This is a genomic window from Bartonella sp. M0192 (assembly GCF_016102305.1).
Classification (GTDB): Bacteria; Pseudomonadota; Alphaproteobacteria; order Rhizobiales; family Rhizobiaceae; genus Bartonella; species Bartonella apihabitans.
Map to the genome: position 1 here is coordinate 366130 of NZ_JACFOU010000001.1, position 14298 is coordinate 380427.

A 14298-nucleotide genomic window follows, 5' to 3' on the forward strand; every position below is an offset into this window, starting at 1 on the left:
CTTTTCATATGATAAGGAGCTGTCTGATTGGAATGCTCGGTAGAGGTCCCGACAGCTTGCTGAATGGAGAGTAGATATATGGCAAAAGTAATCGGTATTGACTTAGGTACGACAAACTCTTGCGTGGCTGTCATGGATGGCAAAAACGCGAAAGTTATTGAAAATTCGGAAGGTGCCCGCACAACACCTTCTATTGTAGCATTTGCAGAGGGTGGCGAGCGTCTTGTAGGCCAGCCGGCGAAACGTCAGGCTGTTACCAATCCTGAAGGCACTATTTTTGCGGTCAAGCGTTTGATTGGCCGTCGTTTTGACGACCCGATGGTTACCAAGGACAAAGAACTTGTTCCTTATAAAATCGTCAAAGGGGAAAATGGTGACGCCTGGGTTGAAGTAGAAGGCAAGAAATATTCACCTTCCCAGGTTTCTGCAATGGTCTTGCAGAAAATGAAGGAAACGGCAGAGTCCTATTTGGGCGAAAAAGTCGAGCAGGCCGTTATTACAGTTCCTGCCTATTTTAATGATGCCCAGCGTCAGGCAACAAAAGATGCCGGTAAGATTGCCGGTCTTGATGTTTTGCGTATCATTAACGAGCCTACGGCTGCTGCTTTGGCTTATGGTCTTGACAAGAAAGACGGTAAGACAATTGCTGTTTATGACTTGGGCGGTGGTACATTCGATATTTCGGTTCTCGAAATTGGTGATGGTGTTTTCGAGGTTAAATCGACCAATGGTGATACATTCCTTGGCGGTGAAGACTTTGATATGCGTCTGGTTACCTATCTTGCCGAAGAATTTGAAAAAGAAAACGGCATTGATCTGAGAAAAGACAAGCTTGCTTTGCAGCGTTTGAAAGAAGCGTCCGAAAAAGCCAAGATCGAACTGTCATCTTCGCAGCAAACAGAAATCAATTTGCCGTTCATTACAGCTGATGCAACCGGTCCTAAACACCTGACCATGAAATTGACCCGTGCAAAATTCGAGTCATTGGTTGAAGATCTGGTTCAACGCACAATCAATCCTTGTAAGGCTGCTTTGAAGGATGCCGGTTTGAGCGCTGGCGATATTGATGAAGTCGTTCTCGTTGGCGGTATGACCCGTATGCCGAAGATTCAGGAAATTGTAAAAACCTTCTTTGGCAAAGATCCGCATAAGGGCGTTAACCCGGATGAGGTTGTTGCCATGGGTGCTGCCATTCAGGGCGGCGTTTTGCAGGGCGACGTCAAAGACGTTCTGTTGCTTGATGTTACACCGCTTTCTCTCGGTATCGAGACATTGGGTGGTGTGTTCACACGCTTGATCGAACGTAATACAACAATTCCGACCAAGAAGTCGCAGACCTTCTCGACGGCTGAAGATAATCAGAACGCTGTGACAATTCGTGTCTTTCAGGGTGAACGCGAGATGGCAGCCGACAACAAGTTGCTTGCCCAGTTTGACCTTGTAGGCATTCCGCCGGCACCACGTGGCGTTCCGCAGATCGAAGTTACATTCGATATTGACGCCAACGGTATTGTCAGTGTTTCGGCAAAAGATAAAGGCACCGGTAAAGAACACCAGATCCGCATTCAGGCTTCTGGCGGTTTGAGCGATGCCGATATCGACAAGATGGTCAAGGATGCTGAAGCCCATGCTGCCGATGACAAGAAGCGGCGTGAAGGCGTTGAGGCCAAGAATCAGGCAGAGGCTCTTGTTCATACAACCGAGAAATCGCTTGCCGATTATGGCGACAAAGTTTCGGCTGAAGACAAGTCGGCCATTGAAGCTGCAATTGCAGATGTCAAGAAGGCCATTGAATCGGATGATGTTGATAGTCTTCCTGAGAAAACCAAGAAATTGTCTGAAGTCAGCATGAAACTTGGTGAAGCAATGTATGCCGCTTCAAAAGCTCAGGCAGAAGCTGATGCTGCCCATGATGCAGCAAAAGAAGAGCACAAAGACGACGATGTTGTTGATGCCGATTTTGAAGAAGTCGACGACAACGACAAGAACAATAAGAAATAATTGCTCTGATGTCCTTGTAAAATTGAAAAAGCCCGACCTTTTATCAAAAGGGCGGGCTTTGTTATAAAACAGCCAATATGCTCGCAATAAAAGCCAAAATGACAACGGTTTTTTAAAACCAGCGACAATTGTTCGAGCGAATTTTGAATATGGTAAATGTCGTCTCGTCAATAAATGGCAGAGGAACTGCAGGAATAAGCGATGAAAGTTGATTATTATGAAACATTGGGCGTTTCACGAGAATGCGATGAAAAAACGCTCAAATCTGCATTTCGGAAACTTGCCATGCGATATCATCCGGACAGAAATCCCGGTGATAAAGAGGCGGAACAAAAATTCAAAGAAATAGGCGAAGCCTATGAGGTTTTAAAAGATCCTCAAAAGCGTGCCGCTTATGACCGTTTCGGCCATGCTGCTTTTGAAAATGGTGGCGGTGGTGGAAATCCGTTTGGGCGTGGTGGTTTTGCTGCGGGCGGTTTTTCCGATATTTTTGAAGATTTCTTTGGCGAGATGATGGGCGGTGCACGACGCAAACGTGCCGATGGGCGCGAGCGTGGTGCCGATCTCAGCTACAATATGGAAGTCACTCTGGAAGAAGCTTATCACGGCAAAACCGCACAAATCAGGGTGCCGGGTTCCATCACCTGTGATCTTTGTTCGGGAACGGGTGCCAAGAAAGGCTCGAAGCCGCAGCCCTGTGCAACTTGTGGCGGGACCGGAAGAGTCCGTAGCGCTCAAGGTTTCTTTTCGATTGAAAGAACTTGCCCGACATGTCAGGGACGCGGCGAAACTATCAAGGATCCTTGCCCGAAATGTCATGGACAGGGGCGCATCGAAGAAGAGCGTACATTGACTGTCAATATTCCCGCAGGCATTGAAGATGGTACACGTATTCGTCTCGCGGGAGAGGGGGATGCCGGAAGCCATGGTGGACCGGCTGGCGATCTTTATATTTTCCTATCCATCAAACCACATGAATTCTTCCAGCGTGATGGTGCCGATCTTTACTGCCGTGTACCTATTTCCATGACAACTGCCGCACTTGGCGGAGAGTTTGAAGTTTCAACGCTTGACGGCTTGAAAACACGGGTCAAAGTACCGGAAGGCACACAAAATGGCCGCCAGTTTCGCTTGAAGGGCAAGGGAATGCCGGTTTTGCGCCAACAGGCAATGGGTGATCTTTATATTCAGGTTGCAATCGAAACGCCGCAAAAATTGAGCAAAAGACAGCGTGAGTTGCTGGAAGAGTTCGAAAAGCTCTCTGTTGATGAAAACTCGCCGCAGTCACATGGTTTTTTTGCCCGTATGAAAGAATTTTTTGAAGGTATTGGCGGCAATAACACAGATAACAGCAAAAACTGACAAGCTCTCCACACAAACGTCATGTTATACGTAACTTGTTAGAAAAGAAGAAAGGCGGAAACATAGTCCGCCTTTTTGGGCTTGTGTTCTGTTATTTGATTATTTGTTCAGCCTTTTTGGTTATTGGCGCGAGTTTTATTTTCAATAAAGAAAGCCGGATATTGAATATCGGGCAAGACCGTTATTCATTGATTGCTGTCATCAGCAAAGAACAGTTCCAGAAATTTTTCATATATTTGCGTGAGTTGTCCAAGATCGTTAATGGAAACACATTCGTCGATCATATGCATGGTTTGCCCGACAAGTCCGAACTCTACAACAGGGCAATAATCTTTGATGAACCGTGCGTCGGATGTTCCGCCCGAGGTCGATAATTCCGGCGTGCGACCTGTCACAGCTTCAATGGCGGCACTCAAATGACTGACCAGCCTTTCGTTTTTTGTCAGGAATACACCACCGGGACTTATAACCCAGTCGATTTTGAACGTCGGAACAAGCGAACCCTTTGTTTCAAGTTTTACCGAGTCGAGCCGCTTTTTTATTTCCTGCTTTAAAGTTTCGGCAGTCCAATTGTCATTATAGCGGACATTGAACCGGATAACGCTTTGTTGCGGAATAACATTGGTGGCTGTATTGCCGGTATCTATGGTCGTTATTTCAAGGTTGCTGGGCTCGAAATTTTCGCTCCCTTTGTCAAGAACCGGATTTTTAAGCGCTTCGCATAATTTTATAACGAGATCGATCGGATTGGCCGCTCTTTTGGGATAGGCCACATGACCCTGATGTCCCGTGACAGTGATCACACCTGAAAGCGAACCGCGCCGGCCAATTTTGATCATGTCGCCTAAATTGTTCGGGTTTGTTGGTTCTCCGACAATTGTGGCGTCCCATTTTTCGCCTTTGTCGGCTGCCCATTTCAAAAGCTTTATCGTGCCATTAATACCGGGGCCCTCTTCGTCATTTGTTATCAATAGGCTGAGCGAGCCTTTAAGCGGATTTTTTTCTAAATAACGGGCAACGGCTGCAATAAAACAGGCAATTCCGCCTTTCATATCAACAGCGCCACGGCCGTAAAGTTTATCGTCTTTGATCGTACCTTCAAATGGCGGAAAGTTCCAAGCTTTTTCCTCACCAACCGGTACAACATCGGTATGACCGGCAAAAGCAAGATGCGGTCCATTTTTACCGACACGTGCATAAAGATTTTCAATATCGGGTGTGTTTTTATCTGTAAAAACTGGTCGTTCAACAGAAAAACCGAGGCTTTTTGCCCATGTTTGAACTTGCGTTAATACGCCGTTTTCATCCGGCGTAACAGATGGACAACGGATAAGTGCCTGCGCCAAAACTACAGGATCTTTGAGTGTCAACATAGCTATTGTCCTTTGTCTGAAACGGTCGACAGTTATTATTCACCAATATGATAATAATTAAGAAAATATATTGTTAATATTTTTGTCAGATTGCCAATGAAATTGCGTGCCTGAATTTCCTCGCTCGGGTTAAATTAGCAGGAAAATTATCAAGGGATAGCCGTTATGACTGAATTGGTAAATACTCCTGACAATGATACAGGGAATGTTACCCTGACACCTGTCGGTAGCAAGACGAAATTGATTGTCGCAGCAGGTGTCGGCAATTTTCTCGAAATTTTCGATTTTACGGTTTATAGTTTTTTTGCCGGAATTATCGGACATGTCTTTTTCAATTCTGAAGACAAGCTGATTTCATTGCTGATATCGGTATCGGTTTTTGGGGTCGGCTTTGTCATGCGTCCATTAGGCAGTATTGTTATCGGTGCCTATGCCGACCGCCATGGGCGTAAAGACGCAATGCTACTGACAATTATATTAATGGCCATTGGCAGTGCCTTGATAGCATTTGCACCGCCTTATAAAGCAATTGGTATTTTTGCGCCCCTGTTGATTGTTATGGGGCGTCTCTGTCAAGGATTTTCAGCCGGTGGAGAAATTGGCGCGGCAACGACGCTTCTTATGGAATCGGCCGAACGTAACAAGCGCGGATTTTTCGTAAGCTGGCAGTTTTTCGGACAAGGCTTGAGTACTTTATGCGGTTCACTTCTTGCCGCCTTATTAATGTCGCGCCTTTCCAATGAAGCCATGGAAAGCTGGGGCTGGCGCGTACCATTTATCTTGTCACTCCTCATTATTCCTGTCGGGCTTTATATCCGCGCCCATATCAACGAAACACATAAGGCACCAACAGTTGAAGCACACACAATACATCCGTTCAAAGAGCTTATCAGCCAACATACGAAACAGATGATTGCCGGTATTTTTGTGATTTTTCCGGGAACTGTCATGATGTATGTTCTGGTGTTCTTTATGCCGAGTTACCTGAAGACGGTCACGGACATCGGAAGCTCCGAAGCGTTCCTTGTATCAAGCTATGCAAGTGTCATTGTTATCGTTGTGACTGTTTTTTCAGGCTTTTTATGTGACCGGTTGGAACGGCGTAAACGCACAGCTATTAACACGCTGATCATCATCTTTATCTCATCCTATTTTGCATTCCACTTTGTACAAAATATTCGCGTTTTTCTGGCTTTTTACACTGTGGCAGTGATTGGTATGTCGATTGTGTTTACCTTATGTGTTCTTTTCATTATCGAAGCATTCGAGAAAAGAATTCGCGCAACTGCAACGTCGGTTATTTATGCTTTCAGTGTTTCAATATTTGGTGGTACAGCACAAATGATTGTAACATTCCTTCTTAAAATATCCGACAGCAATATTATGGCGCCATTCTGGTATCTTGGTGTTTCTCTCGTCCTTGGTGGGGTGGCATATCTGGCTTTCGACGAAAAGCGCCATGAGATTTAATTATGAAATTTAATTATAGAAAATTGGGGAATTCCGATGAGTAATGAAAACCTTTCGCCAGAAGCGAAAAAAATTCTTCAAACCATGAAAGCCTATGTGCCGGAAATGGAAGCAGTGCGCCACGATTTGCATGCGCATCCAGAGACCGCTTATGAAGAGCATAGAACAGCAAAAATTATTGCCGACTTTTTGAAAAAATGGGGTTATGAAGTTACAATAGGCCTTGGCAAGACCGGCGTTGTAGGACGTTTAAAAGTAGGCAATGGCAAAAAATCCATTGGTTTGCGTGCCGATTTTGATGCTTTACCAATTACAGAAATGACAAATCTTGAATATTCGAGTTGTCATGAAGGCAAAATGCATGCTTGTGGGCATGACGGCCACACAACCATGTTGTTAACGGCCGCACGCTACTTTGCCGAAACAAAGAATTTCAACGGGACACTCAACCTCATTTTCCAGCCGGCAGAAGAAGGTTTTGCCGGTGCAAAAGCAATGATTGATGACGGCCTTTTTGAAAAATTCCCGTGTGATGCCGTGTTTGGTATGCACAACTGGCCGGGGTTTCCGACCGGAAAAATTTCCGCGAATACCGGGGCATTCATGCCTTCAAGCGACTTTGTCAAAATCAAAGTGATTGGCAAGGGCGGCCATGGTGCTGTTCCGGATCAGGCAATTGATCCGATAGCGGCAAGTGCGGCGATCATTTCAAGCCTGCAAACAATTGTCTCGCGCAATGTGCCACCGCTTGAAACGGCTGTTGTAACTGTTGGTAGCTTTCATGCAGGAGTTGCTCCAAATGTTATTCCCGATAGTGCGGAAATGTTGCTCACGGTCCGTTGCTTTAATCCGGACGTAAGGGATTTGCTGCAATCGCGTATCGAAAAACTCGCAAAGTTACAGGCTGAAAGCTTTGGTGCAACGGCCGAAGTTGATTATCAGCGTTCATATCCGGTGCTGGTCAACCACAAAACAGAGACGGCATTTGCTATTGATGTTGCGGCAAAAATTTTCGGGTCCGATCATGTTGATGATAATACGCCGAAACGATCGGGAAGTGAAGACTTTGCCTTTATGTTGGAAAAAGTACCAGGATCCTATGTTGGCATTGGAAATGGTGACAGTGCGCCCTTGCATAGTCCCCATTATAACTTCAACGATGAATTGCTCCCTCTTGGCGGGTGTTATTGGGTTTCATTGGCTGAAACATATTTGAAATGACTTTTAAAAGCTACATTCCCGAAAAACGTAGGATATAGGACTTTTATCTATGAAACATATTCGCGAGCATATTGATAAAACGATTGATGAAATGGTGGCGATCCGCCACCAAATTCACCAAAACCCCGAATTGGGCTTTAACGAGCATAAAACCGGCGACAAAGTAGCAAGCCTACTTAAAAGTTGGGGCTTCGACGTTGTACGGGGTGTCGGTAAAACCGGTATTGTTGGCACATTGAAAGTCGGTAATGGCAAAAAGGTAATCGGTATACGTGCCGATATGGATGCTTTGCCGATCGAAGAAGAAACCAATCTCGATTATTCCAGCAAGAATAAAGGGGTCATGCATGCTTGCGGGCATGACGGGCATACAACAATTCTTCTGACTGCCGCCCGTTATCTTGCCGAAACCAAGAATTTTGATGGCACAGTCCGCGTTATCTTCCAGCCTGCCGAGGAAAGCTATGGCGGTGGCAAGAAAATGATTGATGACGGATTGTTTGAAAGATTTCCGTGCGACCGGATTTATGGATTGCATAATTGGCCGGGCTTTCCTTCAGGAACATTGCGTTTTACGAAAGGGCCGATGATGGCATCGGTTGACACCGCTTATATTACAGTTCGCGGCAAAGGCGGTCATGGTGCACGTCCGGAAACAACAATTGATCCGATTGTTGCAGCGTCATCTATCGTTATGGCCTTGCAAACCATTGTTTCCCGTAATGTCCCACCGCTCGAGGCTGCACTTATCACTGTCGGTATGTTCAAAGGTGGCAGTGTTTCCAATGTCATACCGGAAGAAGTCAAGATGGAGCTGACGATTCGGGCGTTTTCGGCAAAAGTACGGGACCTTTTGCAGGAAAGAATTTCTAAATTGGTGAAATCGCAAGCCGAAAGCTATGGAGCAAAGGCCATCATCAATTATGAACGCGGTTATCCTGTTACGGTAAATGATGCCGAATCGATCGACTTTGCTTTAGGAGTTGCCAAACAAGTTGTTGGCGATAAAAATGTCGTCGAAAATGCCGAACCTTTGACCCCGAGTGAGGATTTTTCCTACATGCTGGAAAAAGTACCGGGTGCCTATATCATTATGGGCAATGGTGACAGCACAGGTCTTCATACGCCGCATTATAATTTCAACGATGATGGTATTGCTGTTGGTGCAACCCTGTGGGGTGCGCTGGTTGAAAAATATCTGGCGAGAGCTTGAAAATTGATTTTTTCTTTAATCGAAACATAGGCAACCGCCAGTGTGGGCAATCGTCAGTGCAGGTAACCTCCAGTAATTTCATCGGCTTTCGAAATGCGACGAAAAAAATTTGAAAATTGTGATACGGCTTGTCGGTTTCACCGATAAAAAATGACTGCCGTTTTTTTTGAAACAGGCGATTTTTCACACTTTGTGAAGCGACTTTGTGCTCGCTGGCAATTGACCGGGGCTTTGGAGGCAACACACACGAGCCAATTCGCAGAAGGTAAAAAATAGCTGCTTGCGAAGAAAAAATAGACGGATATTTCTTGATAACCACCTCTTGCGAAATCCATAATTGACATGATCAACAATGGAAACGGGAAAGATGGCAACAGAAGCAATCAAAAATTTGATCCTCTCCTATTTGCCGGAAATGACCGAATTCCGGCATGCCATGCATAATAATCCCGAATTATCCGGAAAAGAAACGGCCACTTCGGCTCGGATAGCGACACTTCTGGAACAGTATGGATATGAAGTAACCCGCCACATTGGTGGCAATGGTATTGTTGCGAGTTTAAAAAATGGCAATGGACCAAAATCGATTGGCATCAGAGCTGATATGGATGCTTTACCGATAAGGGAAGAAACAGATCTGGAATATGCCAGCAAAAATGAAGGTGTGATGCATGCTTGCGGTCACGACGGCCACACAACAACACTCCTTGCAGCCGCGCGTGCTTTGGCGGCCACGAAAAATTTTGACGGAACAGTGCATCTTATTTTTCAACCGGCCGAAGAAGTTGGTGCCGGCGCAAAAGCAATGATCAATGACGGATTGTTTGAACGATTTCCTTGTGATGCCATCTATGGACTCCATAACTGGCCAGGACTCGCACAAGGAAATATACAATTCACCAAAAAGGCGATGATGGCCTCTGTCGATAAGGCAACAATTGTCATTCGCGGTAAAGGGGGGCATGGAGCCCGACCGGAATCTGCAATTGATCCTGTTATTGTTGCCTCTTCTATCGTGATGGCGCTGCAGACAATTGTATCACGCAATGTTCCGCCACTTCAATCCGCCATTATATCGACCGGCTCTATTCATGGCGGCGAAGCCTTTAATATCATCCCTGATAGCGTAACGATCTCTCTGACTGTGCGTAGCTTTTCTGCAGATGTTCAAAATCTTGTTGAAGAACGCATCAAACAAATCGTTGAAGATCAGGCGCAAAGTTTCGGTGCAACCGCATCGGTGAATTATGAGAGGCTTGTTCCTGCGGTGGTCAATCACCCCGAGCATAGTGATTTTGCTCTTGATGTTGCTAAACGTGTTTTGGGAGCGGACAGAGTCGTCGAGACCGAGATACCAACCACTGTAACCGAGGATTTTGCATTTATGCTGGAAGCTCGTCCGGGTGCGTTTTTTTTCCTCGGCAATGGCGACAGTGCAAGCCTTCATAGTCCCCATTATAATTTTAATGATCAAAATATTATCGACGGCGCGGTTTTCTGGTGTGCCTTGGTCGAGGCAAGTTTAAACAACCGGAATTAACCATTCGGAAACCATCATTAGGCATCATTCATAACAAATAGCATGCATTCAATAATGGCAAGAATCGGAAACGGATTGATAAGCCGAATTCGTTTCGAACCAAAATTGGTTGCAATTGTTTGAACACGAGTTCAGGTGCTTTATGAAAAAATCACGCCTCTCTTTTACCCGCCGCAGTTTTTTAATCGGAAGTGGAACAACGTTTGTCGGGTTATTGAGCGGTTGCACGAGTGACGGCATTTTGGGAAGCGGTTACAATAATATGACAACCGGTTCGATCCCGCGCCCGCTCATCGGCATTGATAAAGGTTTTACCTCGCCTGATAAAATGTATGCGGCCGTCCATGAAGGACCATACACGCTTGCAGCAATTCCTTACGACAAAGTGCCAAAACAATTTTTACGCCAGATCGTACCCAACCCGACAGGCGAAGCTCCGGGAACAATTGTTGTTAGCCTCAAAGACCATTTTCTTTATTTCATCCAGCCTGATGGTGATGCATTACGCTATGGCGTAGGTATTGGTGCAGCCGGTTTCCAGTGGTCGGGGCGAGCCAATGTTCAATTCAAACGCGAATGGCCCCGTTGGACACCACCGGCAGAAATGATCGGAAGAAAACCTGAACTTGTTGAATATAAGAACGGCATGGAGCCCGGCCCCACCAATCCGCTTGGTGCACGCGCGCTTTATATCTATCAAAACGGTCGCGATACAGGATATCGTATCCATGGTTCACCGGAATGGTGGTCCATCGGCCAATCAATGTCATCCGGTTGTATCAGATTGATGAATCAGGATATTATCGACCTCTACAATCGGGTTCCGGTTGGAACACCGATCGTAGTAGGTTAGTCCTCATTATATGGGAGGAGGCGTATAATGAGAAGAAAGGGGTGCCCGATTAGACAAGCGGGGGCAACTCCATCGGGCACCTAGGGGTACCAGGTTTTGTCCTGGTGCTCACTTAACGGGTGGTTGAATATAAAGTTCCAAAAAATTTTTTGTCTTTTGGTAAAGGCCTTGAAAAATGTTGAAAAAGACTTTCCTTGCAACGCTTGCTTTTGCTGCTCTTCATGGCTTTGCGGCCAATGCCGAAGAGCCTTCAGTGCATAACCAAACCTATATCTGTGAACGGGGCGTGGCATTGCAGGCAGTTTTTATAAAGGCCAAAGATGGTTCTTATGCAGTCATATCTGTCGACGGAAAACTGGTGGCATTGCGTGAGGATGTTAAAACTGCGGAAAAGCTTTTCATCGCTGTTGACGATCAGGATAATTACCGTCTTCATATAAAAGGGAATGATGCATTCCTGACCTATAAGGATAGCGATCCGTCTAAAGCGGAAAAAGTCGTTTTACAAGCCTGTCAGGCAGATATAGCGGAGGATTGATGGAAAAGCCCGATTTCGACAAAGGCACTTTTGGACATTTGCGAAAAAATGCCGGTGGTTTGTGGCAAGCTTATGTTGAACATTCTTTTGTCAATCAATTGGCCGCTGGAACATTGAAAGAAAAATGTTTCAAAAAGTTTTTGACGCAGGATTATCTGTTCCTCGTTCATTTTTCCCGTGCTTATGCACTTCTTGCGGCAAAATCAACGAATATCGAAGATATTCGGGAAGCGCTTGACGGCCTAAATGATATTGCAGCAGAAATGCCGCTTCATGTAGCCTATGCAAAAATGTGGGGAATTTCGGAACAGGAAATGAGCGGGGCAGAAGAAGCTATCGAAACCATTGCCTATACCCGTTTTGTTCTGGACGTTGGATATTCAGGTGACCGGCTCGACTTGATGACAGCCTTGATTCCATGTGTTGCGGGCTATGCAGAAATCGGTCTGCGCCTTATCGAATCACCAGACACTGTGTTTGAAGGAAATCCCTATTCACAATGGATCAAAAATTACCAAAGTGATGATTACGTTAAAGGCGTGAAAACATTTCTTGATAGCTTCAATAAACTGGCCGAACAAAGTCATGATGAAGTGCATTTCAAGCACTTGAGTAAAATTTTTAACACGGCTACCCGGCTTGAAACAGAATTCTGGAAGATGGGACTGGAAGCCCGCTAATTGCTTTTCTGCGTTTAGAGAAAACAGGATAGACTCTTGCTAAAATAACAAGCCTTTTGCGGCATTTCTGGCTTGTTATAAAGTCTGTCATTATTGTTTAAAATAATCGAATATCAGGCGATCATTTTGCTAAAATCAAGTGAATGAGCGAAGGTTCGATTATCCAAAACACCATTATTCGAAGTCAATAGCATGAAGAGTTTGGCCATTCCGTTTCAACCATGCTCTGTACTCTTTTGTGCGCGGGCACAGTTTTTCACATAAAGACCAGAATTTCGAACTGTGATTCATTTCGATAAGATGGGCGGTCTCATGTGCAACAAGATAATCGATCACTCCAATTGGAGCCATGACAATTCGCCAGGAAAACGACAAATGGCCGTCGGCCGAACAGGATCCCCATCGGCTTTTGGTATCTTTATAGCGGATTGAAACGGGCGTTCTGCCGACCACGGCACAGTGTTTTTTAACAAGAGGGGCAATAATCAGCGCAGCCTGTTTTTTTAAGGCTTCGCGAATGTGTCTTGGAAGATAGCGGCTATCGCCATAAACAATGATTTTTCCGCCTTTACCATCATCATCCGGTATAATAGTGACGTTACCACGTCCTTCTTGATGAATAATGCGATAAGGGTGACCGAGAATAGGAATCGCGGCACCGGGTTTCAACATCGGGGTATCCTGCGGAGGAGGAAAACGCGAAATCCGGCTTTCTATCCACCCCCTATAGCGCTCGATAAAATTTGTTACTTCGGTTTCCGCTGTTGTTGGTGGTACGGTCACGCGAACACCTTTGCCACCTGTTTCTATCCGTAATGTCAACCGGCTTGCCCGTGCACTTCGCACAATTGTAAGCGGCAAAGAACGATCCGACAATTGAAGTGTCAGTTGCAACTTTTTAAGGAGGGATTTGTCAGAGCTGTTTGACGCAAAAAACATGTCGGTTATTTAGGTAATAAAAATCGTTTTTGAAGAGATGGCGAAGATAAACGGAAAAACATGATAAAATCAGCTTTTGAGATGAATTCCCGAACTATTATCCGGTTTTAATTCGTTATTTTGCACGATAGCCCCGTCGGATAGTTATATTTTTTCAAAGTGTTAATTCCGATTTTATCCGACGGCAACGAAATTTCGAGAAAATACAAATCCGACCCTCACCTCTCGTTCTCTAGAGATTAGCGTAACGATCAACGATTGCTGTTTGCAATAAGAGTTTCCGCCCCATTGATAATCGTTGCAATATCTTGAGGGCGAGAAAGATGATGTTCGCCGTCCTTGATCAGCGTTAGAGTAACATTATCGAAAGGCAGATGTTCAACAAGTTCGAGCGTATGCTGATAAGGCACCTCATTATCGGCCATTCCCTGAATAATATGAACGGGACAATGAATATCGATGAGGCCTTCCATAACCAGATTTTTATCGCCGTCATCAAGAAAAATTTTGGTAAAAGGAACAGGTTCCTGCTCGTTTTCATAAGGAACTTCAAAAAAGCCGCGTTCCTCCAGTTCCCGTTTTTGTTTGCTGCTCATTTGCGGGCGAACAAGGTCACGGGTGAAATCCGGTGCAGGGGCGAGAAGTAACAGACCGGCAAGCGGTATGTCTTTCTTGGCCAATTCTTGTGCCATGCGGAGTGCAATCCAGCCCCCCATTGATGATCCGGCGATAATTTGAGGACCTCGGCAAAATTTTTCAAAAAGTGTCAGGCTTTCTTCCAGCCACAACGAAATACTGCCTTGATAGAAATCGCCTTCCGATTCGCCGGTCCCTGAATAATCGAAACGCAAAAATGGATAATTGTTTTTTTGGGCAAATTCGTTCAATGCGACGGCTTTACCACCCATCATATGTGAACGATAACCCGGTAGCCACATGAGACCGGGATGTTTGTCACCTTTCAGAGCGCGTATAGCGAGTTTTTGATGGCCTATAGTTAAAAATTCGAGAGCACCATTTTCCATGAAAAAACTCCTTATTCAGCTCATATCTTTAAACTTGATCACAACATACTTATTCTAATCATAGAAAATCGTGACTTAAACCC

Annotated in this window: 12 protein-coding genes; 9 read left to right on the forward strand and 3 right to left on the reverse strand. The window is 45.3% G+C overall.

Annotated elements, in window-relative coordinates:
* Window positions 1–78 precede the first annotated feature (78 nt).
* Together dnaK and dnaJ are read left to right on the forward strand one after the other, a co-directional pair.
* Window positions 79–2001 (forward strand): molecular chaperone DnaK, encoded by a 1923-nt coding sequence (dnaK, locus tag H3S82_RS01690; protein ID WP_077969743.1) that lies wholly within the window; start codon window positions 79–81, stop codon window positions 1999–2001.
* Window positions 2002–2202: 201 nt separating this feature from the next.
* Window positions 2203–3363: a molecular chaperone DnaJ gene (gene dnaJ / locus H3S82_RS01695; protein WP_198232447.1), complete on the forward strand. Its 1161-nt coding sequence runs from the start codon at window positions 2203–2205 to the stop codon at window positions 3361–3363.
* Window positions 3364–3548: 185 nt separating this feature from the next.
* On the opposite strand, the gene dapE is transcribed toward dnaJ, so the two are convergent.
* Complete coding sequence (gene dapE, locus H3S82_RS01700; RefSeq protein WP_198232448.1) at window positions 3549–4736, reverse strand: succinyl-diaminopimelate desuccinylase; 1188 nt, start codon at window positions 4734–4736, stop codon at window positions 3549–3551.
* A gap of 165 nt (window positions 4737–4901) precedes the next feature.
* On the opposite strand from dapE, the gene H3S82_RS01705 reads away from it, so the two are divergent.
* From H3S82_RS01705 to tenA, 7 genes are all read left to right on the forward strand, one after another.
* Window positions 4902–6206, forward strand: coding sequence for an MFS transporter (locus tag H3S82_RS01705; protein ID WP_078038795.1), 1305 nt, complete (start codon window positions 4902–4904; stop codon window positions 6204–6206).
* Between the two features lie 36 nt (window positions 6207–6242).
* Window positions 6243–7427: a M20 aminoacylase family protein gene (locus H3S82_RS01710; protein ID WP_198232450.1), complete on the forward strand. Its 1185-nt coding sequence runs from the start codon at window positions 6243–6245 to the stop codon at window positions 7425–7427.
* A gap of 49 nt (window positions 7428–7476) precedes the next feature.
* Window positions 7477–8640 (forward strand): M20 aminoacylase family protein, encoded by a 1164-nt coding sequence (locus H3S82_RS01715; RefSeq protein WP_198232451.1) that lies wholly within the window; start codon window positions 7477–7479, stop codon window positions 8638–8640.
* A 367-nt stretch (window positions 8641–9007) separates the two neighbouring features.
* Window positions 9008–10180: a M20 aminoacylase family protein gene (locus H3S82_RS01720; RefSeq protein ID WP_246785223.1), complete on the forward strand. Its 1173-nt coding sequence runs from the start codon at window positions 9008–9010 to the stop codon at window positions 10178–10180.
* A gap of 142 nt (window positions 10181–10322) precedes the next feature.
* Complete coding sequence (locus H3S82_RS01725) at window positions 10323–11033, forward strand: L,D-transpeptidase (protein ID WP_077969753.1); 711 nt, start codon at window positions 10323–10325, stop codon at window positions 11031–11033.
* Window positions 11034–11208: 175 nt separating this feature from the next.
* A complete protein-coding gene (locus H3S82_RS01730; protein ID WP_198232454.1) occupies window positions 11209–11571 on the forward strand; it encodes an MliC family protein in 363 nt (120 codons plus the stop codon).
* The gene (gene tenA, locus H3S82_RS01735) at window positions 11571–12251 is read left to right on the forward strand and encodes a thiaminase II (RefSeq protein ID WP_198232456.1); all 681 of its coding nucleotides are present in this window, start codon (window positions 11571–11573) and stop codon (window positions 12249–12251) included. The genes H3S82_RS01730 and tenA overlap by 1 nt, the downstream gene beginning before the upstream one ends.
* Before the next feature lie 174 nt (window positions 12252–12425).
* Here the strand turns inward: tenA and H3S82_RS01740 are convergent, their stop codons facing one another.
* Both H3S82_RS01740 and H3S82_RS01745 read right to left on the reverse strand, forming a co-directional pair.
* Complete coding sequence (locus tag H3S82_RS01740) at window positions 12426–13112, reverse strand: M48 family metallopeptidase (protein WP_225867937.1); 687 nt, start codon at window positions 13110–13112, stop codon at window positions 12426–12428.
* 329 nt (window positions 13113–13441) lie between these two features.
* Window positions 13442–14215, reverse strand: a complete 774-nt coding sequence (locus tag H3S82_RS01745) for a carboxylesterase (RefSeq protein ID WP_198232457.1) — start codon at window positions 14213–14215, stop codon at window positions 13442–13444.
* Window positions 14216–14298: the final 83 nt, after the last annotated feature.